Origin of the sequence: Cellulomonas sp. JZ18 (assembly GCF_009720485.1) — a bacterium.
In the GTDB taxonomy this organism is placed as follows: domain Bacteria; phylum Actinomycetota; class Actinomycetes; order Actinomycetales; family Cellulomonadaceae; genus Cellulomonas.
The window spans coordinates 3,819,922-3,843,679 of record NZ_CP045245.1 but is presented as its reverse complement, the minus strand read 5'-3'; the positions used below and the strand labels follow the sequence as shown (position 1 = coordinate 3,843,679).

Sequence of the window (23,758 nt, the reverse complement as noted above, 5' to 3'; positions counted from 1 at the left end):
AGACTTCCCGCACCACGACCGGGGCGCCGTCCCGGTCCGAGCTGAAGGAGCGGACATGGGCATCGGAGGCGGCATCGCACTCCTGGTCATCGGCGCGATCCTCTCGTTCGGTGTCGCCGACCGGATCGACGGCGTCGACCTGACGGTGATCGGGTACATCCTCATGGGCGGCGGCCTGATCTGGCTGATCGCGGCGATCGCCCTGAACGCGCAGCGCAGCAACACGACGCACCGCGAGGTCGTCGAGCGGCACGACAACCCGCCGGCGCCGCGCGCCTGAGCCGACCCGGCACGCCACCCGACGGCGCGCAGCCGTGACACCGACGCCGGTCGGGAGCGCCCGCAGGGGTGCCGTCCCGACCGGCGTCGTCGTGCCGTGGCCGGGCGGCGCGCCCGGTGCGTCCGAGCGGTGGGACGCACCGCGGCAGCGCGCGCGGCTGTCGGTGGGCGCCGCCACACTGACGACCCGACGGGACGGACCCGACGGACCGGACCGGGGCGACGCGACGCGGTGAGCGCGCGGCGGCCGCGGACGGCGTACGACGCAGGGGGCAGCGGATGAGGATGGACCACGGGGAGGCCAGGCAGGCCAAGGCGCACGCGGCGACGGTGGCCCGCGAGCTCGCGGAGCGCCGCGTCCGGGTCTCGGACGCCGGGCCCGCCGAGGCGCCGCTGGCGATCGGCGTCGCCGTCGACGGGCACGGCGGCTACGGCGTCGCCGTCCGCTACCGGCTCGGGCTGCCCGGCATCCGGTCCATCGCCCGCCGGCTGGTGGACGAGATCGGGCCGCCCGTCGACGTCCGGCGGACGGGGCGCATCCGCCCGATCGCGGCGGGCGACCGGCCCGTGCGCCCCCGCCCTCCCGTGGTCACCGCCCAGGCGCTCGGCGAGACGGGCCGCGTGCGGCCCCTGCGGCCCGGGGCCTCCGTCGCGCACGTCGGTGTCAGCGCGGGCACCCTCGGCGCGTTCGTGCTGGTCGACGGGCGCCTGCACGCGCTGTCCAACCACCACGTCCTCGCCGGCGCGCCGGGTGCGCAGGTCGGCGACGTCGTCGTGCAGCCGGGACCGGCCGACGGCGGCGTCGCGTCCCGGGACCGGATCGGCACGCTCGCGGCGAGCGTGCCGCTCAAGCGCGGTGCCACGGCGTACGTCGACGCGGCCGTCGCGCTGCTCGACGAGCAGGAGGTCGACCCGACGTACCCGGTCGGGCGGGTGACGACCACCGCGCGGGCCGTCGGCGGGGAGCAGGTGGGCAAGGTCGGACGGACCACCGCCGTGACGACCGGGCGCGTCACCGCCATCGAGCTCGACGACGTCGTCGTCGGGTACGGGGACGAGCTGGGGGAGCTCGCGTTCGACGACCAGATCGAGGTGGAGAGCACCGGGTCCGCGCCCTTCTCGCGCGGCGGCGACTCCGGCTCGCTCGTCTACCGCGAGGACGGCGTCGCGCTCGGACTTCTCTTTGCCGGGTCGGAGTCCGGGGGTCAGAATGGAGTTGGACTGACGTACGTCAACCCGATCGACGCCGTTCTCGGCGCGCTGGACGCCACGCTGCTCGCCTGACGCGGGTCCGTGCCCGCCGCCGGGGACCGGAAGGTGGACCCGTGGCGGACCTGGGCGAAGCACGCCGCGCGAAGGACGAGCTCAAGGCGGCCCTGGCAGGACGGCAGGACGTGACGGCGGTGGGCATCGCTCCGGACGAGGACGGCTACGGGCTGCTCGTCCGCCTGCGCGGCGACACCGTGGCGGCGCAGGCCGACGGCGTGCCGCGTGAGGTGCGGGGCGTGCACGTCCGGGTCAGTCCGGGCGGCACGGTGCACGCCCAGCGCCGCCAGGGCTGAGCCCGCAGCCGCCGCTGCACCGGGCGCCCACGCGCTCGCGGCGCGGGCGGCGACCCGTGCGCGCACGACGACGCCCGGCACCCCTGGTCGTGGGTGCCGGGCGTCGTCCGGCGGGCCGTGCCGGTGTCGTCAGCGGACGATGCAGGGCGAGCCGTTCAGCGTCACCGCCGTGGCCGCCTTCGGCGTGCCGGAGCCGATGAACCCGAACGACACCGCGTTGTGGTGCCCGATCGTCGCGTTCCAGGCGGCGTTCCGCACCGTCACCGTGTCACCGGTCTGCGTCGCGGTCGAGCTCCACGACTGCGTGACCTTCTCGCCGTTCGTGAAGCGCCACGTGAGCTCCCACCCGTTGACCGGCTCCATCGTCGCGTTGAACACCGTGACGTCGCCCTGGAACCCGCCCTGCCACGCGTTGGTGACGTCGATCTCGACCTCGCAGCGGGCGTCGGCCGGGACGGTCGGGGTCGCGGTGGGCGTGGGCGTGGGCGTGGGCGTGGGCGTCGGGGTGGCGGTGCGCGTGGGCGTGGGGGTCGGCGTGGGGGTGCGCGTCGCCGTCGGGGTCGGCGTGGGCGTCCGCGTCGCCGTCGGCGTCGGGTTCGGCGTGCTGCCGCCGCCGCCGAAGTCCACGTCCGAGCAGTTGTAGAACGACTCGGGGCTGTCGGTGCGCTCCCAGATCGAGAAGATCACGTGCTTGCCGGACTTGTTCGGCAGGGTCGCGTCCCAGGCGTACTCGGGGCCGGTGGGGCCGCCGTTGCGCAGCGGGGGGTTCAGGACGCGGTCGAACGGCACGGGCTCGAGGTCGTCCCAGCCGATCGGCTCGTCCTGGTTCCAGCCGTCCTTGGTGATGTACTGCGTCCACCAGCCCGGGTGCGGCACGGTCGCCGCGTACTGGAACGTGATCCGCTGGCCCGGCTGCACGCGCGTGGTCGGCCACGACGAGCTCGGCGTGTTGAACGCGTCGAAGCGCGAGTCCGGGCCGCAGAGCTTGCCGTCGGGGATCGTCTCGTGCCGGCCGTCGATGGTGCCGAGCAGGTTGCCGAACCAGTTGTAGAAGCCGTAGCTGTTCGACGCGAGGGCGTTCTTGCACGCCGGGTTCGTCGGCAGCATGTTGCCCGCCTGCCCGGCGGCCTGGCCGCCGGCGAGGCCGTCGACGTAGCACTGGTACGTCCGGGTGGCGGGGTAGGTCAGGCCGCCGTGGGCCTGGGCGGCCGTCGGCAGGGCGACGAGCGCCCCCGCCAGCACGGTCGTCGCCGCGAGCCCGGCCAGGGCTCGGCGGGCGAGGCGGTGTCGGGTGGTCATGGGTGTCCCTCTCGCAGGGGCGGCGTCGTCGCCGCGGTCGGGGGTGGGCCACGGCCTCCGGACGGGGGAGACGTGTGCCGACAGGCTCATGAGCGCACCCGTGGCCGACAAGCCTCCGAAACGTTTCCCGCTGCAGGAGCGTCCCGCGTTCGCGCACGAGGGTGATCTCACCGACCTCTCACGGGTCGGTCTCGGCGTCCGGTGCCCGGAGGGTCGATGATGTCCCGGTGACGCGTCGGGGCACGACTGCCAAGGGTGCGCACCGGGGCGGGCTCTCGGCTGCGGACCTCGGTGGCGTGCGCGGGCTGGCGGTCGCCGCGCACCGCTTCGACGCGTGCCGGGACGTCGACTCGGTGCTGGAGGCGGCGGCGACGATCGCCCTCGACGTGCTCGCGGCGGACACCGCGGCGCTGTGCCGCATCTCCCAGGACACGTGCCGCATCGTGCGGGTCGAGCCGCCTCCGGAGGACCCGCGCTCCCTCGCGTTCGTCGCCGCGACGTACCGCGCGGAGGACAGGCCCGCGCTGCGCGGCCTGATCCGCGACCGCGCGAGCTGGGTCGCGCACGCCTTCGACGAGCGCGGCCGCTCGGTCCTGCCCGGCGACGAGTCCGCGGGCGACCGGGTCGAGGTCGAGGCGCTGCGCGAGCTCGGGGCGGCCTCCGCCCTCAGCTCGCCGATCGTCGTCAACGACTCGGTGTGGGGGCAGATCACGGTCGTGCGCTCCGTCGAGGCGCCGCGCTTCGACGTCGACGACGTGGCGACCGCGGAGGTGCTCGCCGCGCTCACGGCCGGCGCGATCGCCCGCGTCGACCTCGAGCACCAGGTCCGGCACATGATCGCCGACGACCCGCTGACGGGGCTCGCCAACCGGCGCGTCGCCGACCAGGCCGCCGACGCCGCGCTCGCCTCGGGCCGCGAGGTCTGCATCGTCATGTGCGACGTCGACGGCCTCAAGCGGGTCAACGACGAGCTGGGCCACGACGCGGGCGACGACCTGCTGCGCGCCGTCGCCGACGTGCTGCGACGGGCGTCCGACGCCCTGCCGGGCACGACCGCCGCCCGCATCGGCGGCGACGAGTTCTGCCTCGTGACGGTCGGGCAGCCGCGCGCCGCCGTCACCGAGACCATGGCGGCGACCGTCGCGAAGTTCCCGCTGCCGCACGGCGCCGCGATCTCCTACGGCATCGCCTCCACGGCCGTCATGGGCGCGGTCGGCGCCCGCTCGCTGTTCCGCCGTGCCGACCAGGCCCAGTACCAGGCGAAGCGCCGCCGTGCCCGCGCCCGCGCCCGCACGCTGCCGGCGGTCGCCGACCCGACCGTCGCCGTGGAGCGCCTGGTCGCCACCGGGGCCGTCGCCATCGGCGCCGCCCAGCCGGGCGTCGTGCCGCGGCTGCTCGCGCTCGCCGGTGCCGCGACCGAGACGCTCGGCGGCGACGAGTGGGCGGTGCTGCGCCGCGCCGGCGAGGGGGAGCCCGCGACGGTCGCGCGCGGCGGCAGCCCCGCCGACGCGGGCGAGACGCAGTCCCTGACCGTCGAGCGCGGCGAGTGGGTCGTCGAGATCGCCGCGTCGAGCGCCGCGTCGGCGGGCCCGCAGGTCCGCACCGCGCTGTCGGTGCTCATGGCGATCGCCGTCGGCGACGCGCACTGACGCAGGCCGGCCCGTCCTCGGGCCGGCCTGCGCGCGTCAGCCCAGCAGCGGCAGCGTGAGCACGTCCGGCGCGCCGTCGACGACGCGCACCGGCACGCCCCAGTCCTGCGCCGCCAGGTGGCAGGCCGGGTGCTCGATCGACTCGTCCGCGTCGCAGCTCGCCGCGCGGGCGGTGACGTGCAGGACGCCCTCGCCGACGGCCGGGTCGATGCGCAGCGTGCGCGTCAGGTCCACGTCGTCGCCCGCGCCGTCGAGCAGCAGCCCCGGCGGGGTCGACGAGACGCGCAGCGACGTCGACGGGCCCCACCGCGTGTCGAGCTTCTGCCCGGGCGCCGGCGTGAACACGACCTCGAGCGTGAGCGCGCCGCCGGGCACCTCCGTCACCGGGCGCTGCGTGCGGTGCGCGCCGCCGTCGACCTGCTCGCCGGCGGCACCCGCGGGCAGCGGGACGCGCGTCAGGCGGTGCGCGGCCGACTCGACGACCAGCACGTGCCCGCCGTCGGCCGGCAGCACCAGGCCGCTCGGCTCGGCGAGGCCGGTCGCGAGCGTGCTGACCTCACCGGGGCCGCCGCCGTCGGCGCCGGGCGTCCAGCGGCGCAGCGCGCCGTTGTAGGTGTCGGCGACGAGCACCGAGCCGTCCGGCAGGGCGGCCACACCCAGCGGGTGCTGGAAGAGCGCCTGGTCGGCCGAGCCGTCGCGGTGGCCGAAGTCGAACAGGCCCGTCCCGGCGGCGCTGTGCACGAACCCGTCCTGCGGGTCGAACCACCGCACTGCCGACGTCTCCGCGTCGGCCAGCCAGAGCCTGCCGTCGGCACCGCGGGACAGGCCGGAGGGCTGGGCGAACCACGCCTCGTCGGGGTGCCCGTCGACGAGGCCCTCGTTCATCGTGCCCGCCATGCGCGCGACGACCGCGAGCTCGGGGTCGAACGACCACAGCGTGTGGTTCCCGGCCATCGCGACCACGAACGCCCGCAGCTCGGGCGACCACGCCACGTCCCACGGGGACGACAGCTTGACGCGGGTCGCCGCGAAGCGGTCGCCGGACTGCGGCTCGGCCGGGTCCGCCGTCGCCCCGTCCTCGGGCGGGAGGACGTTGTCGACCGCGCCGACCATGTACTGCTGGCCCGTGCCCGCGACCGTCGTCACGTGCCCGTCCGTCAGCCGCACCCCGCGCAGCGCGTGGTTGACGGTGTCCGCGACGAGCACGTCGTACCCGAGCCGCTCGCGCAGGTCCTCCGGCACGAGGCACAGCCCGTTCGGCTCGCTGAACCGCGCCTCGTCCGGGCCGCCGTCCACGAGCCCGCGCTCGCCGGACCCGATGCGCCGCACGAGCGTCTCGCCGTCCGCGGCGAGCTCGGTGAGCGCGTGGTGCCCGGCGTCGGCCACGAGGAGGTTCCCGCCCGGCAGCTCGACGGCCTTGGCGGGGAACCGCAGCGTCGAGGGCTGCGGCTGCGGCGGCACGTACGGGCCGGACCCGCGGTGCAGCGTGCCCTTCGCCTCGTGCTCCGCGACGAGCTCCTCGACGAGCGCCTCGACGGCGTGCGCGTGCCCCTCGCCGGCCATCTGCGCGACGACGTAGCCCTCGGGGTCGATCACGACGAGCGTCGGCCACGCGCGCGCGGTGTACGCCTGCCACGTCACGAGCTCGGGGTCGTCGAGCACCGGGTGGTGCACCTCGTACCGCTCGACGGCCGCCGCGAGCGCCACCGGGTCGGCCTCGTGCACGAACTTCGGCGAGTGCACGCCGACGATGACGAGCACGTCGCGGTGCCGCTCCTCGATCTCGCGCAGCTCGTCGAGCACGTGCAGGCAGTTGATGCAGCAGAACGTCCAGAAGTCGAGGACGACGACCTTGCCGCGCAGGTCGGCCAGCGTCACGGTCTCGCCGCCGGTGTTGAGCCAGCCGCGCCCGACGAGCTCGGACGCGCGGACGCGGGGCAGGCGGGTGGTCGTCTCGGTCACGCCCGTAGTCTCCCACCGGTTCACCCCCTGCCGGGTGCCGGGACCACTGCCGGTCGCCCGATATGTCCGGTACGGTGACGGCGCTGCGGCGCAGGTCACGACCCGCGGCGTCCGCACGACCCCGGGGGAGGACGTCGGTCATGGCCGATCCGCGCGCGCTCACGGTCTCCGCGGCCGTCACGTCCACGAACGCGGTCCGCTACCTCGGCGACCAGATCGACTCGATCCTCGCCCAGACCCGCCTGCCCGACCAGGTCGTCGTGGCGGACGCGGGGTCGACGGACGGGTCGCAGGAGCTGGTCCGCGCGTACGTCGAGCGCACGCGGGCCGCGGGCCTGCCCGTCGAGTGGACGATCCTGCCGTCGCAGCCGACGCCGCTCGACGCCAACATGGCGCGGACGTACGCGGCGTGCACCGGGGACGTCGTCGTGGTGTGCGACCACGACGACGTGTGCCTGCCGGACCGGTTCGCCCACGCCGTCGAGATGTTCGCGGCCCGCCCGGAGCTGCTGCTCGTGCACTGCGAGGCGGAGATCGTCGACAGCGACGGCGCGACGGTCTCGACGTCGATGCTGCGCACGGAGGGCGTGACCGCGGACGAGCTCGCGCAGTACCGGGCGGGCGAGGGGTTCCGGGTGCTCGTGCGGCGGTTCCTCGCGCACGGCGCCACCGCCGCGCTGCGCCGGGACCTGCTCGACCTGGTCCCGCCCGTCCCGCACGGCTTCCGCACCGACGCCTGGCTGGCGCTGCTCGCGGCCGCGACCGGTGGCGTGGCGCTCGACGAGCGCCCCGGGCTGCGCTACCGCACGCACCCGACGAACACCTCCGGGGGCGTGCGCCGGCGCGGCGTGGGGGAGAAGCTGCGGATGCTGCGCGAGCCGGGCGGTGAGCGCAACGCGCGGCTGCTGGCACGGGCCGAGGCGCTGGTCGCCGGCCTCGACGCCATCCGCCCGCACGTGCAGGACTGGGCCTACGAGCTCGCGGTCGACAACCTGCGGCACGAGCGGGTGCGCTCGCGGTACCCGCGCAACCGGCTGCTGCGTGCGCCGCACGTGCTGCGCACCGCGTCGGGCGGCGCCTACGACCGGCTCGCCCGCGGGCGCAAGGACGTGCTGCTCGACCTGCTGCAGCCCATCGGCTGAGCGCCCGCCGCCGCGGCGGGACGCGCACGCGACGGGCGGCGGGACGCGCACGCGACGGGGCCCGGGTGCAGCGGAGAGGTGCTGCACCCGGGCCCCGGGTGGTGCGTGACCTGGCGTCCGGCTCGTGCCGCCGGACGGTCAGGCCGTCAGGGTCACGCCGCCGAGCAGGTGGCCGTCAGGCCGGACGGCGAGCCCGAGCCGATGAAGCCGAAGCTCGTCGACGCGTTCGCCGCCAGCGTGCCGTTCCAGCCGACGTTGCTCAGGACGTTCCCGGACGCCGTCGCGTTCCACGACTGCGTGATGGTGGCGCCGTTGACCGTCACCTTCCAGCCGCGGACACCGGACGTGCCGGCCGTCACCCGGACGTCGGCCTGGTAGCCGCCGCCCCACGAGTTGGTCACCGAGACCGTGGCCGTGCAGGCGCCCGTGGGCTGCTGCGTGGGCTGCTGGGTGGGCTGCTGGGTCGGCTGCTGGGTGGGCTGCTGGGTGGGCTGCTGGGTGGGCTGCTGGGTGGGCTGCTGCGTCGGCTGCTGCGTCGGCGCGGTGCCGCCGATGTTGATGTCCGAGCAGATGTAGTACGGCTGGTCGAGGTGGCTGGCCTGCCAGATCGTGAAGAGCACCGCGCGGCCCGAGCGGCCCGCGAGGTTCACGTCGGTCTGGTACAGGCCCGTGGTGCCGTAGCGGCCGGTCTCCTTGACCAGGGTGATGTCGTCCCAGCCGAGCGCCTCGCGGGTCGGGTCGAAGCCCGGCTTGGAGACGTAGATGCGCATGTAGTCGGCACCGTGCTTGGCGCCGTCGGTCAGCGTCAGCTGGAAGCTGGTCGGGACGGTCTTCATCGTCCACGCGCCCGGGGTGTCGAGCGACGCGTACAGGCCGTTCTGCGTCCGGCCGCCGGAGCAGAGCTGGCCGTTCGGGATGACCTGCTCGTGCCGGCCGCCGACGCCCTCACGGAAGAGGCCGTTCCAGTTCCACATCGTGTTCGGGTTGGCCTGGAACGCCTGCCAGCACATCGGGTCCTGGGTGGCCATGGCGGGGTTCAGGTGGTCGTCGCCCCAGCGCTCCCAGCAGCCGTAGTTGCGGCTGGGCGGGTCGGTCACGGAGCCGTGGGCGGCGGCAGGGGTGGCGGCGAGGGTCATGCCGAGGCCGGCCGCCAGCATGGCGGCGGGCAGGGCGAGGGCGATCCGGCGCAGCCGGTCACGCACACGGGTGGACATGCAGGTTCTCCTGTCCGCAGGGGGATCGGGGCCCGTCGTGACGATTCGACATCGATGTCGAAGCCGCGGCGGACGTCCGGGGGTCCGCATTACCGTGCGGGAGCGATCCCGCGTGCGGGAGGGGTCGAACCGTTTCAGGAGCGCGCGACCGTCGAGTCGGTGCCCGGGGGAGCGGCGTGTCGCGGACCTCGGCCCGCCGGACGGGCAGGGGGCGCGGTGTCGACGGGGGGACGGCGCGCCCACAGCGGCACGCGCTCCGGACGCGGCCCCACCCCGATCGCCAGGGCCGGCAGCGCCGTCAGCACCGGCACGCGCCGCACGAGCGCGAGCAGCCACGGCGGCGGCCCGCTCGCCCGGCCCTCGACCGCGGGCACCAGCAGCCGCGCGTGCACGGCCCGCTGCACGGCCTGCACCACGACGGTGGGCAGCAGCCGCCGACGCCGCACCCGGGCGAGCACGCGGTCGCCGGCCGGACCGCGCAGCGTGCCGCGGCGCAGCGGGCCCGCGAGCAGCCGCGCCGCCGCCACCGCGTCCTGCACCGCGAGGTTGATGCCGACCCCGCCGGCCGGGGACATCGCGTGCGCCGCGTCCCCGATGCACAGCACACCCGGCGCGTGCCACCGGCGCAGCACGTCCATCCGCACGTCCAGGTGCTTGACGTCGTCCATCGAGGCGATCGCGCCGACGTCGTCCGTGACCTCGGGCACGAGCGCGGCCACCTCGGCGCGGAACGCGTCGAGGCCGCGGGCCCGCAGCGCGGCGTCGGTGCCCTTGGGGCCGAGGTACGCGAGCTGCAGGTACCCCTCGCGCGGGATCGCCACGGCCGCGCGCCCGCGCGTCAGGCGCGGCAGCAGCGACTCGCCCACGTCGCGGCGGGTCGGCACGCGCACCCACCACACGTCGAAGCCGACCCGGTGGCGCCGCGCGGGCAGCCCGACCGACCGGCGCACCACGGACCAGCGGCCGTCGCACGCGACGACGAGGTCCGCGCGCAGCCGTCGCGGGCCGTCGGGCGTGCGCAGCTCGACACCGGTCACACGGTCGCCCTCGCGCAGCACACCCGTCACCTCGTGGCGCACCCGCAGGTCGAAGGTCGGCTCCTGCGCGGCGGCCTCCGCGAGCAGGGTGAGCAGGTCCCACTGCGGGACCATCGCGACGTACGGGTGCCGCAGCGGCAGCCGGTCGAAGTCGGCGAGGACGGCCTCGCCGCTGCCCGTCGGCACGGTCACGCGCGCCACGCGCGAGTGCGGCAGCGCGGCGAACCGCTCGCCCAGGCCGAGGTCGTCGAGCATCGCCAGCGTCGTCGGGTGCACCGTGTCGCCACGGAAGTCGCGCAGGAAGTCGGCGTGCTTCTCGAGCACGGTCACGTGCACGCCGGCGCGCGCGAGGAGCAGGCCGAGGACCAGCCCGGCGGGCCCCGCGCCGACCACGACGCACGTGGTCCTGCTCGTGTCGTCGCTGGACGTCATCGCGCCGCCTCCCGTCGCCGGACCCCTGGGGGCCAGCCTGCCGCGCCACCGTGCGCGGCGCGAGGGGCGCGGCCGCCACGCCGGTGCGAGGTCGCGGGTCCCGGCCCGTCACGGGTGCCGGACCCGCGACCTGGCGCACGACCCGCGACCTCGCACCGGCGGACGCGGTCAGGCCGGGGTCACGCCCCCGTGCACGTCGCCGTCGGTGTGCCCGCGGAGCCCGACGCGAGGAAGCCCGCCGTCGTCGAGGCCCCTGGGGCGAGCGTGCCGTTCCACGCCGCGTTCGTCAGCGCGCCGCCCGACGCCGACGCGTTCCACGCCTGCGTGACGGTGGCGCCGGCGACGGTGGCCCGCCACCCGGTCGTGCCGGACGCGCCCGCGGTGACGGTCAGCTCGCCCTGCCAGCCGCCCGGCCACGAGTTCACGACGCGCACGGCCGCGGTGCACGCGCCCGTGCCGGGCGTCGGGGTGGGGGTGGGCGTGGCGGTCGGGGTGACGGTCGGCGTGGGAGTCGGCGTCGGCGTGGGGGTCGGCGTGCGGGTCGGCGTGGCCGTCGGCGTCGGGGTCGGCGTCGGCGTGACGGTCGGGGTGGGCGCCGGACCGCCCACGCTGATGTCGCTGCACAGGTAGTAGGGCTGGTCGCTGTGGCTGGCCTGCCAGATCGTGTAGAGGATCGCGCGTCCCGACCGACCGGTGAGGTCGACGTCCGTGCGGTACTCGCCGGCGGGCGCGTAGCGGCCCGTGACCTTCAGCAGCTGCATGTCGTCCCACGCGGGCGCCTCGCGGGTGGGGTCGAAGCCCGGCTTCGTCACGTACACGCGCAGGTAGTCCGCGCCGTGCTTCGCCTGGTCGGTGAGCGTGAGCGTGAAGCGCTGCGGCACGGTGGTCGCGACCCACGGGCCCGGGACGTCCATCGCGTCGTAGCGGCCGCCCTCGGTGCGGCCGCCCGAGCACAGCTGCCCGTCCGGGATGAGCTCCTCGTGCCGGCCGCCGATGCCCTCGTGGTAGAGGCCGTTCCAGTTCCACATCGCGTTGGTGTCCGCCTGCCAGGCCTGCCAGCACATCGGGTCCTGCGTCTGCATGGCGGGGTCCTGGAAGCGGCCGCCCCACACGTCCCAGCAGCGGTAGTTGCGGGTGGGCGGGTCCGTCACCGAGCCGTGCGCCGCCGCCGGGGCGGCGGCGACCACGGTCGTCGCGGCGACGGCCAGCGGCACGGCGAGCGCGAGCGTGCGCAGCCGGTTCCTGCGGTGCATGCGGGTCTCCCGTCGGTCGGGACGCGCGGGGCGGCGCCGGGAGGCCGGGTGCGGCGACGGTGCCGACCCGTCGGCTGCGGGCGCGTCGGGCCCCCACGGTCCCGGTGCGGCCGGGCGGGCGGGAAGGCCCTGAAGCGTTTCGTGCGCAAGCGGTTCGACGGGCGTGACGTGGGGTGACGGCGCGACGCCGCGGTCGCGCGCGCTCGAGCCTCAGACCCGCCGCAGCACGTGCACGCGCGGGTGGTGCCCCTTCGCGAAGACGCGCGTGACGGACACCGGCCGCCACAGGTCCGCCGCGTCGCGCACGACCCGCTCCATGACCTTCACCTCGTGCGTGAGCACCACCAGCCGGGCGCCGGGCGCCGACACGGCGTGCGCCACCCGCAGCAGGTCGGCGTGCAGCGCGGGGCTCGCCGCGTGCGAGCCGTGCAGCGTCCCCCACGGCGGGTCGGCCAGGACGACGTCGGCGGCCGCGGGCCGGTCGCCCACCGCGAGGTGCGCGGCCACCGCGGCACCGACCGCGTCCGCGTCGGTGGCGTCGCCGCGCACGAGCGACGTGCGCGACGCCCGCCCCAGCAGCCCCGCCGCCTCGAGGTTCGCGCGCGCGGCGTCGAGCGCCGGCTCGGCGAGGTCCACGCCCAGCGCGGCCGCGGCCGGACCGGCCAGGAGCCGCTCGGCCAGCAGCGTGCCGGACCCGCACATGAGGTTGAGCACGCGGTCGTCGTCGTGCACCCCCGCGAGCCGGGCCATCGCCGCGGCGATCGTGGCGTTCGCGGCCCCGGGGAAGTCGGCGACGCGCCACGTGCGCGCGGAGAGCGGCCGGGGGCCGACCCGCACGAGCACGTCCCACCCGGGGTCCACGTCGGGCGCCTCGCCGGTCCGGGGGCCGCGGCGCACCCGCAGCACGAGGTCGCCGTGCTCCGGCTCGTGCCGCAGCCCCGTGGCCTCGTGCAGCAGCTCCCCGAGCCTGCGGAACGCCGCGGAGTCGCTGCCGGCCGCCTCGAACCGGAAGGTCGACGAGCCGGCCACCCGCAGGGACGCGTACACGGCGTCGACGACCCGCTGGAGGTGCTCCGGGCTCGTGATCGAGCGGGGGCGCGGCACGTCGAGGTGCACGACGACCCACGCGGCCACCGCGGTGCGCAGCCGGGCGACGGGGGCGAGCGCGCCGGGCAGGCGCAGCTCGAGCGCGTCGTCACGCCCCGGCACGTCGCGCAGCCCGCGGGCGCCGGGCAGCGCCTCGCCGACCTCCGCGGCGAGCACGTCGCGCAGGCCGGGCAGGAAGGTCAGCTCGACGGCCGCGGGGACGGGCGCACGGTGGACGGAGCGCGTCGTCGTCGCGCGCGGGGAGCGGGCGGGGCGGGCGTCACCCGCGGACCGGCCGCCGCGCTGGGGTCGGCCGCCGCGTTCCGACCGCCCGGCCTGCTCGGACCGGCGGCCGCGCTCGGACCGTCCACCCTGCTCGGGCCGGCCGCCGCGCTCGGACCGTCCACCCTGATCGGACGGCCCGCCCTGGCCCGGTCGTCCGCCCTGGCCCGGTCGTCCGCCCTGGCCCGGTCGACCGCCGCGCTCGGGACGGCCACCCTGCCCCGGGCGGGGGCGGCGGCCGCCCTGCCCGGCGCTCAGGCCGGCACCGGCACGCCTGCGCCCACCGCGCGCAGGACGAAGGCCTCGGTCTGGGCGACGGCGTGGTCGCGCTCGGGGCCGTCGACGTCCGGCAGGTTGCGGCCCGTGAGGCACGCGTTCACGAGGGGCACGGTGGTCGCGAGGTCCTGCTCGGGGAACGCGCCGGAGGCGATGCCGGCCTCGAGGATGCGCCGCAGGATCTGCTCGACCACCACGACGTGCTCGCGCACCCGCTGCTGGGCGCCGCGGGAGAGGACGGACCGCAGCTCGGGCCCGGGGGCCACGTGGTAGACCCGGGTCAGCGACGCCTGCGCGCGGACGTAGGCGCGCAGCTGCTCCACCGGGTCCTCGATGTCGTCCAGGGACGACTGCAGCGTGACGGCGTACTGCTCGGTCTCGTGCGTGATGAACCCGAGCAGGAGCGCCTCCTTGTCGGGGAAGTGGTTGTAGACGGCGGTGCGTCCCACGCCCGCGGCGGCGGCGATGTCGGCGAGCGTGATGCCGTCGAACCCGCGCTCGGCCATGAGCGTCGACAGCGCGGCGAACAGCCGCAGCCGGGTCTGCTCGCGGTGCTCGTGCAGCGACGCGCCGATGATCTTGGGCATGCTGACAGTCTCGCACATCGTGTCAGGAAAAGCCGCCACGCCGGTGGTCGTGCGTCCGTTGGTGTGATGTCCCTCACGTCCGGGCTGTCGCATTCGCGTACGATGCGAGGGCGACACACGCACCGTCCCCGCCCGCCGTCGTCCCTCGGCCGCCGTCCACCCCCGTGGCGGTCGACGCCGGGCCCGCACCAGCACGGAAGTCACCCATGAGCCGACACGTCCGGGTCGCCACCGGCGGCGCCGACCGGGCCTCCGAACCCGCCCCGCGCGGCTTCGGCCCCGGCATGGTGGGGCGTGTCCGCGAGGCGCACGAGCGCTTCGTGCTGGCCGGGGGCGAACCGGGGCACGGCGTGCGGCCGGTCGTCGCGGAGTCGTGGCGCCGCAGCCGGCGGGTCGGCGTGGACCCGGAGCTGCCGAACCCGCCCGTCGACCTGTCCGACCCCGAGCTGCACCGCCTGCGCGCGGCGCACCCGATCTCGGGTGCGGTGCCGGTGGTGCGCCGCCTGCTCGTGGAGCCGGCGTCCGGCTGGGTCGCCACGTTCGCCGACGAGACGGGCCGGATCCTGTGGGTGGACGGCGACCGCGACCTGCGCCGTCCCCTCGACCAGGTCGGTCTCGTCGAGGGCGCCGCGTGGCGCGAGGACGCCGTCGGCACCAACGGCATCGGCACGGCGCTGCAGACCCGCCGGCCGCTGCAGGTGCTGAGCACCGAGCACTGGGCGCGCGTGGTGCACCCGTGGAACTGCGCGGCCGCACCCGTGCGGGACCCGTCCGGCCGGCTCGTCGGCGTGCTCGACGTGACGGGCCGCGAGGAGACCGCGTCGTGGATGGCGCTCGCGCTCGTGCGGGCCACGGTCGCCGCCGTCGAGGCGACCATCGCCTCCACCGTGCCGCAGCCGCCCGTGACCCGCCTCGAGGTGCTCGGGACGCACGGCGGCACGCTGCACACGCCCCAGGGCCGGCGCCGCCTCACGTGCCGCCACGCCGAGATCCTCCTGCTGCTCGCCGAGCACCCCGGCGGCCTCACGGGCGACGAGCTCACGGTGCTCCTCTCCGAGGCCGAGCTGTCCGAGGTCACCGTCCGCGCCGAGATCTCCCGCCTGCGCCGCCTGGTCGGCCCGCTGCTGTCGGAGTCGCGCCCCTACCGCCTCACGTCGCCGCTGCAGACCGACGTCGACCACGTGCGCGACGCGCTCGCCGTCGGGGACGTGTCCGGCGCGCTCGCGGCCTACCCCGGACCGGTGCTGCCGCGCTCGAGCGCGCCGGGCGTGCAGCGCGTGCGGGACGCGCTGGTCGGCTGGCTGCGGGCGTCCACGCTCGCGTCCCGGGACGTCGACCTCGTCGCCCGATGGACGGGCGGCGACGAGGGCGCCGACGACTGGGAGGCGTGGCAGACGCTCGCCCGCATCGCCCCCATCGGGTCCGCGGCCCACCTGCGCGCGCACACCCGCCTCGCGCAGCTCGACCGCACGCTGCGCTGACCGCACGTCGCGTCCCCGCGAGCGGGCGAAGCGGTTGCGCGAAAACGCACAGACGGGTGCATACGCCGTGCAACGGTCGTGCAACGGTCCGCTGGCTAGCGTTCCGCGCAGTGGCACCACCGCACCGGACCTGAGGGGGTTCCGGGGCACCGGTGCCCGGTCGGGCGGCGCGCGGGAGGGGGCGCGTCGCCCGACCCTCTTTCCCCGGCCCGGCGGGCGTCGTCGTCGACGACCGCCGACGGCCCGGCACCTCTGCCGACGCCGCGGCCCCTGCCGCTACCGTGACGGCGTGGACACGCCCGCGCCAGCCGCCCAGACCCCCGAGCCGCCCGCGATCGCGCCCGACGACAAGGACTGGACCTGGGTCGTCGAGCAGCGCTGCCCCGAGTGCGGCTTCGCCGCGTCGGACGTCCCGCCGGAGGCCGTCGCCGGCACGGTCCGCGACCTCGTGCCGCGCTGGGTCTCCGCGCTGCACCGTGACGACGCGCGCGAGCGCCCCGAGCCCACGACGTGGTCGACGCTGGAGTACGGCGCGCACGTGCGGGACGTCATGCGCATCTTCGGCGAGCGCGTGCAGCTCATGCTGGACGAGGACGACCCGCTGTTCGCCAACTGGGACCAGGACGCCACCGCGCGAGAGGACCGCTACGACCTGCAGGACCCGCAGGTCGTCGCCGGCGAGCTCGCGGCCGCGGCGGACGTCACGGCGGCACGCTTCGAGGCCGTGACGGACGGGCAGTGGGACCGCCCGGGTCGGCGCAGCAACGGGTCGCGGTTCACGGTGCGCACGCTCGGGCAGTACTTCCTGCACGACGTCGTCCACCACCTGCACGACGTCCGGGCCTGACGACCCGCGGCCGACCGGCCCGCGACCGACCGATCCGGGCCGCCCGCCACCGACCGCTGCGCGGACGCCGGCGGACGCGCGACCGGCGCGTCGTCGGCGCGTCGCCCGATCGGCCGTGCGGGGAAACACCGGCGTGACGATCGCCCGCTAGCGTCCGCGCATGACGCCGCCGGCCCCGGTCCCGCCCGCGCTCGACGGGCTGCACGTGCTCGCGCTGCCCGCCGGCACGGACGTCGTCGGCCTCGCGCGCGCGTGGTTCGCCGACGCCCGCTGGGAGCGTGAGCCGGGGCTCGCGCAGCCGGCCGCACGCCCCACCGGCGCGCGCTTCCGCGGCATCGCCGTCGAGGCGGCACCCGTGGTCGGCGCGCTCGCCGTCGCGCCCGGGGTCGTGCTCGTGGGCCCGCACCCGTGCGACGCGGCGACGGCGCGGGCGCTGGGCCTGCCCGCCCGGGACGCGGACCTCTACGGCCTGCCGGTGCGCACGCCGGCGGAGGCGCAGGTCCCCGCCGGGCTGCTCGCGGGGTGGGCGACCGCCGCGGCGCGCCGCACGGGCGGCGGCATCCTGCCGGCCGACCGCGCGTCCGTCGTCGTGCCGGACCCCGCGGCGGCGCTCGACCTGACGCTGTGGTCGGCCGTGCCGGTCGCCGCGCAGGACGTCGTGCCCCTCGTGCGGCCCGCGCTGTCGGGCAGCCGCCTCGGTCCCGCGTCGGTCCCCGCGGACGGCGCCCCCGGCTTCACCCTGACGGCGACGTTCCCGTACGACGGCGCGGTCGTGGTGCGCCTCGCGCGCGCCGCGCAGGTGCCGCTGGTGCTCTCGGGGCTGGACTGGCGGGAGCACGGACCGTGGGGGTACCACGTGACCTGGGAGCCACCGGACCCGCTGCAGCTCCAGGCGGAGCCCCCGTCGCAGCAGCACGTGGTCGCGCGCACGCGGGTGGCCCCGGCCGTCGCACGCGTCGTCGGCACGCTGTGGCGGGCCGCGGGCGGGACGGTCGTCGACGCGGGCGGGTTCGTCGTGGGGCGCGCGGAGCTGGACGAGCGGGCGGGCGCGGCCCTGCGCTGAGCCGGGCGGTCGCGGGAGCCGGGCGGACGTGCGGCCCCGTCGTCAGAGGAAGGGGTCGGAGCCCGCCGGCACCAGGTCGACCTCGACGCGCGGCGACGCCCCGCCGCCCTCGGTGAAGATGACCCCGCGCAGCGGCGGGACGTCGTGGTAGTCCCGCCCCCAGCCCAGCACGACGTACCGGTCGTCGACGAGCTGGTCGTTCGTCGGGTCGGCCTCCAGCCAGCCGTGCCCGGGCAGCCACACGGACACCCAGGCGTGCGACGCGTCGGCGCCCCGCAGCTTGGCCCGGCCCGGCCGCGGCCGCGTCTCGATGTACCCGGACGCGTACCGCGCGGGGACGCCGTGCAGGCGCAGCGCCGCGATGACGAGGTGCGCGAAGTCCTGGCAGACGCCCGTGCCCTGGGCCAGCAGCTGCGCCTGCGTCGTGTGCACGGTCGTGGAGCCGGAGCGGTAGGTCAGCTCCGTGCGGACGCGGTGCAGGAGGTCCAGGACGACGTCGGCGAGGGGCCGGTCCTCGGCGAACGACGGCGCCGCCCACGCACGCATCTCGTCGACGAACGTCACGTGCACCGACGGCAGGACCGCCTCGCGCAGCGCGACCAGGCCGGACGCGTCGGTGTGCAGCGTGCCGAGGTCGCCCGCCGCGACCGCCCGCGCCACGCCGCGCCAGCGCACGTCGGGCAGGTCCGCGCGTGCGGGCGCCACGCGGCTGACCTCGAGCGTCGAGCGGGACGTGACCACGAGCCGCGTGTGCGGCGCGGTGACACCGAAGTACGTCGTCGTGCTGCCGAACCAGTCGACGTGCGTCTGGGTGTCCGCCGGCACGGGGTCCACGGTCAGCGACGTGGTGACCAGGCGCTGGTCGGGCAGGTCGCGCGGCGTCATGGTGGTGCGCCCGTAGGAGTCCGTGACCGGCGCGGGGTACTCGTACGTCGTGCGGTGCACGAGGTCGTAGGCGCGGCCCGCCGGGCGGGCGGCGTCGTCGGTCGTCGTCACGCCCGTCCTCCCGCGTCGTCGTGCTCGTGCAGGTTCGTCGCACCCCACAGGTCGACGAGGGCGCGGCTCGCGGCCGGCCGCACGAAGTGCACGCGCTCGATCTCGTCGGACGCGGCCCGCAGCCGCCACAGCATCGACTCGAGCGCCTCCGCGAGCCGGACCCGGCGGCCGTCGTCCGACACGACCTGACCCACGACCACCGTGTCGAGCTCGGCGACGAGCTCCGCGACGCCGTGCAGCAGGTGGTCGCGCTGCCCGGCCGACCGCCACGGCGCGGGCACGGCCTCGAGGTCCTCGAGGAGGCGGTCGAGCTGGAACGCGAGCGAGCGGGGGTTCGTGCGGTCGTGCACCAGCAGGTCCAGGACGCTGGCGACGCCCGGTGCGCCCTGGTGCCGCCGGCGGTACGTGATGCCCGACTCGTTGGCGAGCAGCACCGACTCCAGCAGGAGGTCCTCGACGTCGGCCGAGCGGCGCACGACGAGCGTGGCGGCGAGCATGTCGACGAGGTTCTGCGCCCGCTCGATGCGCCGGCCCGCGTCGAGCAGGTACCAGCCGACGTCGCGCGTCAGGCCCTCGGCCGCCACGCCGGACAGCGCGAGCAGGTCGGTCAGCACGCGGTCGAGCGTCGGGCGCAGGCCGGCCGTGACGGCGGCGGCCTGCTGCGCGGCCCGGTCCTGGGCCTGCTCCGTGGCGTGGTCCGTGACCCGGCCCGTGACCCGGCCCGTGGCGTGGTCCGTGGCCTGGTCCGCGGTCGGTGCCGTGGTCTGCTCCGGGACCAGGCCGAGCGCGTCCGCGGGGCGCGGGCGGGAGCGGCCCCGCTCGTCGCGCAGCGCCCGCTCGATGCGGGCGATCGGCTCGAACGTGTCGGTCGAGAGCTGGTCCCGCACGGCGGCCGCGGCGCCCGCGAGCCGGTGCACGGCCCCCGCGACGCTGCCCGGCGTCGCGCGGTCGACGAGCAGGTCGCGCAGCGCCGGGACGCCTGCCCCGATGCGCTCGTCGTCGGCGACGTCCGGGTGCCCGGCGGCGCCGGCCGTCCCGGCGGCGTCCGGCAGCGCCGCGGGCGTGAGCGCCTGCAGCAGCACCGCGAGCGCGCGTCCTCCCGCCGACCCCGGCGTCCGGTGGTAGTCGTCCCACCGGTCCGCGACCGCGCGCAGCACGCGCACCCCGCCCTCGGCCCGCTCGGCGTAGCGGCCCACCCAGTACAGGTTCTCCGCGCTGCGCGGCGAGATGCCGGCGCCCACGGCGCGGCCGACCGCGGCGACGGCGTCCTCGCGGACCGCCACGTCCGGCGGCGCCGTCGGCTGGCTCGCGAGCACCCAGACGTCCTTGGCCGTCGCGCCCCGCGACGACGAGACGACGGGTGCGTCGGCCACGCGGGCCAGCCCACCCGCCATGACGGTGTACGTGCCGGCGTGCGCGACCGCGTACGCGCGCAGCACGGCGGCGCGCGGGCCGAGGTCGGCCGGTCCGACGCCCGCCGCGCCGGGACGGTCCGACCCGACGCCCCCGTGCGGGCCCACGGTCGGGCCGACCGGCTCCTGGCCGACCCACGCCCACGGCTCCGCCCGGATCCGGGCGGCCAGTGCGTCCCGCTCCGCCGCCGAGAGCGACCAGCCGAGCACGGTCGTCACGTCCGACCCCTGCGCGGTGGGCTTCACGACGAGCCGGTCGAGGTACGCGAGGACGTGCCGCAGGGCGGGCTCCTCACCGCACCACCACGTCGGTGCCGACGGCAGCGCGAGGTCCTGGTCCAGCACGGCGCGCGCCAGGCGCGGCAGGTACGCCAGGAGCGCGGGACTCTCCAGCACGGACGCACCGAGCGGGTTGACGACGCTGACGGACCCGCCGCGCACCGCCCGCACGAGGCCCGGCACGCCCAGGCGCGACCCGGCGCGCAGGTCGAGGGGGTCGCACCAGTCGGCGTCGACGCGGCGCAGGATGACGTCGACCGGCTCGAGCCCGTCGATGCCCTCGAGGTGGACGCGCCCCTCGCGCACGAGCAGGTCGCGTCCCTCGACGAGGGGGAGCCCCAGCATGGACGCGAGGTACGCCTGGTCGAACGCGGTCTCGCTGCCCGGGCCGGGAGAGAGCAGGACGATGCGGGGGTCGTCGGACGCCGTGCGCGGCGCGACGTCCCGCAGCGCGCGTCGCAGCGCGTGGAAGAACGGCCCGAGGCGCGCGATCGGCGCCTGCCGGTACACGCCGGCGAGCACCTGCGCGGTGACGCGGCGGTCCTCCATGGCGTACCCCGCACCGGACGGTGCCTGCGTGCGGTCGGCGACGGCGCACCAGCCGCCGGACGCGTCCCGGACGAGGTCGGTCGCGGTGAGCACGAGCTCACGCCCGCCGGGCGTGCGCAGGCCGTCGACCGCGCGCAGGAACCCGGGGTGGGCGAGCACCGCGGTCGGGGGGAGCAGACGGTCGTCGAGCAGGCGGCGCGGTCCGTACAGGTCGTGCAGGACGGCGTCGAGCAGCTCGGCGCGCTGCACCAGCGCCGCGTCGAGGGCGGCCCACTCGGTCTCGTCGACGACCACGGGCAGGGGGTCGAGACGCCACCGCCCCTGCCCGCCGGGCAGGTCGGCACCGTAGGTGACGCCGCGCTCCGCGAGGATCTGCTCGGCCTCGCGGCCGGCCCGCGCGAGGTCGTCCGCGCTCGGTGCGTCGACCGGGTCGGGCAGCCACGTCCAGTCCGGGGCGTGCGCGACCGCCGGTCCGTCGCCCACCAGGCGCGGCGACGAGAGCAGGTCGGTCACGCGGGCAGTCTGACGCACGCGCACCGGGACCGTCGCCCCCACCCGCCGCCCCGCCCGATCCGCCCGATCCGCGCCCCGCCCCGACCACCCCCACCCCCACCCCCTTCTCGCCCCCCACCCGCCCCTCCACGCCGAGTTCGGCAGTTCTGTGCCGAGTCAGCGACCTCTGGGTCGCGAAGTCGACGTGGAACTGCCGAACTCGGCGGGGGAGGAGGGGGGCTGGGGTGGGGAGGGGGGCTGGGGTGAGGGGCTGTGGGGGCTGGTGCGGGGGTCACGGCGCGTCCCGTGCTCGGCGGGTGGGGGTGCGGCTCATGCTGGAGCGTGCACGTCCACGCCCCGACCTCGTCCGCCGGCTCGTCCGCCGCGACGGCCGCCGCCGTCCCGCGCGCCCGCGTGCTGCTCACGGTCCTCCTGCTCGCGTCCCTCGCCGCCGCGCTCGCAGGCGCGTGGTGGCTGTGGCCCGACCCGGACGCCGCCCCGCCGCGCATCGACACCGCCGGCCCGGGCGTGACCTACGTGCGCGCGGACGTCGTGGAGGTCCACCCCGACGCGACGGGCATGGACCAGGCGACGATCCGGCTCGCCGACGGCGAGGAGGTCGACGCGCACGTGCCCCCGAGTACGTGCCCGAGCTCGCCGCCGGCGACACGCTGCGGGTCGCGCGGATGGAGGTGCCGGAGACGGCGCTGGACCCGCTCGGCGACCCCGACGTCATGACGACGTCGTACGTCTTCGTCGACTTCGTGCGCGGACCGCCCATCGCGCTGCTCGCCGGGGTCTTCGCGGTGCTCGTGGTGCTCGTCGCGCGCTGGCGTGGGCTCGCGGCGCTCGCGGGCGTCGTCGTGGGGCTCGGCGTGGTCGCGTTCTTCACGCTGCCCGCGCTGCTGCAGGGCCGGCCGGCGGTGCCCGTCGCGCTCGTCACCAGCGTCGTCATCATGTTCGCGGTGCTGTACCTGGCGCACGGGGTGTCGGTGCGCACGTCGACGGCGCTGCTCGGCACGCTCGTCGGGCTGGCCGCGACCTGCGCCATCGCGGCGTGGGCCGGCGGGGCCGCGCACCTGACCGGGCTGTCGGGGGAGTACGCGCTCGACCTGCTGGCGTCCGCGCCCGAGGTGCGGCTGCGCGCGGTGCTGGTGTGCGGGATGGTGCTCGCGGGGCTCGGCGTCCTCAACGACGTCACGATCACCCAGGCGTCCGCGGTGTGGGAGCTGCACGCGGCGCGTCCGACCGCGTCGGCGCGCGACCTGTTCGGGCAGGGGATGCGGATCGGCCGCGACCACATCGCGTCGACCGTCTACACGATCGTCTTCGCCTACGTCGGCGCGGCCCTGCCGATGGTGCTGCTGGTGAGCCTGGCGGACCGGTCGTTCCTGGAGCTGCTCACGGCGGGGGAGATCGCCGAGGAGGTCGTGCGCACGCTCGTCGGCTCCATCGGCCTCGTCCTCGCCATCCCCGCGACGACGGCCCTGGCGGCCCTCCTCGTCCGCCTCGCCGCCCGAGGCGCGACCGCGACCCCGCCCGACGCGGTCCCCGCCGCAGCCCCCACCGCCCGCTGACTCACCCCTCCCGCAGGACGACCCCGTGGTCGTGCAGCGGTCCGGCGTCGGATCCGTGCACGACCACGGGGTCGCGGGGTGGGGGGCTCGTCAGCGGGGGTGGTCCGGCAGGGTCGTGACGTCGACGAGGCCTCGGCGGACCGCGCCCACCAGGCGGCGCGGGACGGCGACCGTGCGGCCGTCGACCGTGAGCGGCACCAGGTCGACCGGCGTCGCGACCCACTGCGCCCGGCGTGAGCGCGTGCGCGAGCGGGACGTCCTCCGCTTGGGGACCGCCATCAGCCCTGCCTCGCCTTCCACCGCGGGTTGCGCTTGTTGATCACGTAGGTCTTGCCGCGGCGGCGCACGACGATGGACCCGTCCTTCTTCTTCAGCGACGCGAGCGACGCGCGGACCTTCATCGCGTGCCCCCCGTCCCACGGCCGTAGCGGCGCTGGAACTTCTCGACGCGGCCGGCGGTGTCCATGACGCGCGCGCTGCCGGTCCAGAACGGGTGGCTCGCGCTCGAGATCTCGACGTCGATGACGGGGTACGTGTTCCCGTCCTCCCACTCGACGGTCGTCGACGACGTGGCGGTCGACCGCGTGAGGAACGCGAAGTCGGCCGACTTGTCGCGGAACACGACGGGCCGGTAGTCGGGGTGGATGCCCTTCTTCACGGGTGGCTCCTGGGGCTCGGGGCGACGGCGGGCGCCGTCACCAGCTCGACTTGGTGACGCCGGGCAGCTCGCCGCGCAGCGCCATCTGGCGGAAGCGCACGCGGGACAGGCCGAACGTGCGGAGGTGGCCGCGCGGGCGGCCGTCGGCGAGGTCGCGGTTGCGCAGGCGGACGGGGGAGGCGTCGCGCGGCTGGCGGTGCAGCTCGGCGCGGGCGGCCCGGCGCTGGTCCTCCGTCAGGTGCGGGTTCACCGACGCGGCCCGCAGCTCGGCGCGACGGGCGGCGTACCGGGCGACGACCTCGCGGCGCTGCGCGTCGCGGGCGATCTTGCTCTTCTTGGCCACC

The 23,758-nt window shown here is 76.7% G+C and carries 23 protein-coding genes; 10 read left to right on the top strand and 13 right to left on the bottom strand.

Annotated features, from left to right (window positions below):
• The first annotated feature begins 55 nt into the window (after positions 1 to 55).
• The 3 genes from GC089_RS17355 (at position 56) to GC089_RS17345 (ending at position 1,841) form a co-directional block, all read left to right on the top strand.
• Entirely contained in the window at positions 56 to 280 is a 225-nt protein-coding gene (locus tag GC089_RS17355) for a DUF6458 family protein (RefSeq protein ID WP_155378685.1), read from the top strand.
• Positions 281 to 558: 278 nt separating this feature from the next.
• The gene (locus GC089_RS17350; protein WP_370514032.1) at positions 559 to 1,563 is read left to right on the top strand and encodes a hypothetical protein; all 1,005 of its coding nucleotides are present in this window, start codon (positions 559 to 561) and stop codon (positions 1,561 to 1,563) included.
• 41 nt (positions 1,564 to 1,604) lie between these two features.
• The gene (locus GC089_RS17345) at positions 1,605 to 1,841 is read left to right on the top strand and encodes a hypothetical protein (RefSeq protein ID WP_155378684.1); all 237 of its coding nucleotides are present in this window, start codon (positions 1,605 to 1,607) and stop codon (positions 1,839 to 1,841) included.
• 129 nt (positions 1,842 to 1,970) lie between these two features.
• Here GC089_RS17345 and GC089_RS17340 read toward each other — a convergent pair whose 3' ends face one another.
• Positions 1,971 to 3,140, bottom strand: coding sequence for a lytic polysaccharide monooxygenase (locus tag GC089_RS17340; protein WP_196250751.1), 1,170 nt, complete (start codon positions 3,138 to 3,140; stop codon positions 1,971 to 1,973).
• 227 nt (positions 3,141 to 3,367) lie between these two features.
• Between GC089_RS17340 and GC089_RS17335 the strand changes: the two genes are divergently transcribed.
• On the top strand, positions 3,368 to 4,789 hold the full coding sequence (locus tag GC089_RS17335; RefSeq protein WP_155378682.1) for a diguanylate cyclase: 1,422 nt from the start codon (positions 3,368 to 3,370) through the stop codon (positions 4,787 to 4,789).
• A 36-nt stretch (positions 4,790 to 4,825) separates the two neighbouring features.
• Here GC089_RS17335 and GC089_RS17330 read toward each other — a convergent pair whose 3' ends face one another.
• Positions 4,826 to 6,751, bottom strand: coding sequence for an NHL domain-containing thioredoxin family protein (locus GC089_RS17330; RefSeq protein ID WP_155378681.1), 1,926 nt, complete (start codon positions 6,749 to 6,751; stop codon positions 4,826 to 4,828).
• 140 nt (positions 6,752 to 6,891) lie between these two features.
• Between GC089_RS17330 and GC089_RS17325 the strand changes: the two genes are divergently transcribed.
• Entirely contained in the window at positions 6,892 to 7,893 is a 1,002-nt protein-coding gene (locus tag GC089_RS17325) for a glycosyltransferase (RefSeq protein WP_196250750.1), read from the top strand.
• 152 nt (positions 7,894 to 8,045) lie between these two features.
• Here GC089_RS17325 and GC089_RS17320 read toward each other — a convergent pair whose 3' ends face one another.
• From GC089_RS17320 to GC089_RS17300, 5 genes are all read right to left on the bottom strand, one after another.
• Positions 8,046 to 9,107: a lytic polysaccharide monooxygenase gene (locus tag GC089_RS17320; protein ID WP_230684927.1), complete on the bottom strand. Its 1,062-nt coding sequence runs from the start codon at positions 9,105 to 9,107 to the stop codon at positions 8,046 to 8,048.
• A gap of 134 nt (positions 9,108 to 9,241) precedes the next feature.
• The gene (locus GC089_RS17315) at positions 9,242 to 10,576 is read right to left on the bottom strand and encodes an FAD-dependent oxidoreductase (protein ID WP_155378679.1); all 1,335 of its coding nucleotides are present in this window, start codon (positions 10,574 to 10,576) and stop codon (positions 9,242 to 9,244) included.
• A 179-nt stretch (positions 10,577 to 10,755) separates the two neighbouring features.
• Positions 10,756 to 11,829, bottom strand: a complete 1,074-nt coding sequence (locus GC089_RS17310; protein ID WP_155378678.1) for a lytic polysaccharide monooxygenase — start codon at positions 11,827 to 11,829, stop codon at positions 10,756 to 10,758.
• A 210-nt stretch (positions 11,830 to 12,039) separates the two neighbouring features.
• Positions 12,040 to 13,092, bottom strand: coding sequence for an RNA methyltransferase (locus GC089_RS17305; RefSeq protein ID WP_230684926.1), 1,053 nt, complete (start codon positions 13,090 to 13,092; stop codon positions 12,040 to 12,042).
• 359 nt (positions 13,093 to 13,451) lie between these two features.
• On the bottom strand, positions 13,452 to 14,060 hold the full coding sequence (locus tag GC089_RS17300) for a TetR/AcrR family transcriptional regulator (RefSeq protein WP_155378677.1): 609 nt from the start codon (positions 14,058 to 14,060) through the stop codon (positions 13,452 to 13,454).
• A gap of 206 nt (positions 14,061 to 14,266) precedes the next feature.
• Here GC089_RS17300 and GC089_RS17295 point away from each other — a divergent pair, with 206 nt between their 5' ends.
• From GC089_RS17295 to GC089_RS17285, 3 genes are all read left to right on the top strand, one after another.
• The gene (locus GC089_RS17295) at positions 14,267 to 15,541 is read left to right on the top strand and encodes a helix-turn-helix domain-containing protein (RefSeq protein ID WP_155378676.1); all 1,275 of its coding nucleotides are present in this window, start codon (positions 14,267 to 14,269) and stop codon (positions 15,539 to 15,541) included.
• Between the two features lie 289 nt (positions 15,542 to 15,830).
• A complete protein-coding gene (locus GC089_RS17290) occupies positions 15,831 to 16,388 on the top strand; it encodes a DinB family protein (RefSeq protein ID WP_155378675.1) in 558 nt (185 codons plus the stop codon).
• A 160-nt stretch (positions 16,389 to 16,548) separates the two neighbouring features.
• The gene (locus tag GC089_RS17285; protein WP_155378674.1) at positions 16,549 to 17,451 is read left to right on the top strand and encodes a hypothetical protein; all 903 of its coding nucleotides are present in this window, start codon (positions 16,549 to 16,551) and stop codon (positions 17,449 to 17,451) included.
• 42 nt (positions 17,452 to 17,493) lie between these two features.
• On the opposite strand, the gene GC089_RS17280 is transcribed toward GC089_RS17285, so the two are convergent.
• Both GC089_RS17280 and GC089_RS17275 read right to left on the bottom strand, forming a co-directional pair.
• Positions 17,494 to 18,447 (bottom strand): transglutaminase family protein, encoded by a 954-nt coding sequence (locus GC089_RS17280; protein ID WP_155378673.1) that lies wholly within the window; start codon positions 18,445 to 18,447, stop codon positions 17,494 to 17,496.
• Entirely contained in the window at positions 18,444 to 21,200 is a 2,757-nt protein-coding gene (locus GC089_RS17275) for a circularly permuted type 2 ATP-grasp protein (RefSeq protein ID WP_155378672.1), read from the bottom strand. The genes GC089_RS17280 and GC089_RS17275 overlap by 4 nt, the downstream gene beginning before the upstream one ends.
• Before the next feature lie 321 nt (positions 21,201 to 21,521).
• Here GC089_RS17275 and GC089_RS19495 point away from each other — a divergent pair, with 321 nt between their 5' ends.
• The gene (locus GC089_RS19495) at positions 21,522 to 21,917 is read left to right on the top strand and encodes a hypothetical protein (RefSeq protein ID WP_230684925.1); all 396 of its coding nucleotides are present in this window, start codon (positions 21,522 to 21,524) and stop codon (positions 21,915 to 21,917) included.
• Positions 21,824 to 22,756: a YibE/F family protein gene (locus tag GC089_RS17270; RefSeq protein WP_230684924.1), complete on the top strand. Its 933-nt coding sequence runs from the start codon at positions 21,824 to 21,826 to the stop codon at positions 22,754 to 22,756. The genes GC089_RS19495 and GC089_RS17270 overlap by 94 nt, the downstream gene beginning before the upstream one ends.
• Before the next feature lie 90 nt (positions 22,757 to 22,846).
• Here GC089_RS17270 and rpmF read toward each other — a convergent pair whose 3' ends face one another.
• Genes rpmF through rpsN form a run of 4 tightly spaced genes read right to left on the bottom strand, consistent with a single transcriptional unit; the run spans position 22,847 to position 23,757 of the window.
• Positions 22,847 to 23,035: a 50S ribosomal protein L32 gene (gene rpmF, locus GC089_RS17265; protein ID WP_136517487.1), complete on the bottom strand. Its 189-nt coding sequence runs from the start codon at positions 23,033 to 23,035 to the stop codon at positions 22,847 to 22,849.
• Positions 23,035 to 23,157 (bottom strand): type B 50S ribosomal protein L36, encoded by a 123-nt coding sequence (gene ykgO / locus GC089_RS17260; RefSeq protein WP_034625243.1) that lies wholly within the window; start codon positions 23,155 to 23,157, stop codon positions 23,035 to 23,037. The genes rpmF and ykgO overlap by 1 nt, the downstream gene beginning before the upstream one ends.
• Positions 23,154 to 23,414 (bottom strand): type B 50S ribosomal protein L31, encoded by a 261-nt coding sequence (locus GC089_RS17255; protein WP_155378671.1) that lies wholly within the window; start codon positions 23,412 to 23,414, stop codon positions 23,154 to 23,156. The genes ykgO and GC089_RS17255 overlap by 4 nt, the downstream gene beginning before the upstream one ends.
• A gap of 37 nt (positions 23,415 to 23,451) precedes the next feature.
• Positions 23,452 to 23,757, bottom strand: a complete 306-nt coding sequence (gene rpsN, locus GC089_RS17250; RefSeq protein WP_155378670.1) for a 30S ribosomal protein S14 — start codon at positions 23,755 to 23,757, stop codon at positions 23,452 to 23,454.
• Position 23,758: the final 1 nt, after the last annotated feature.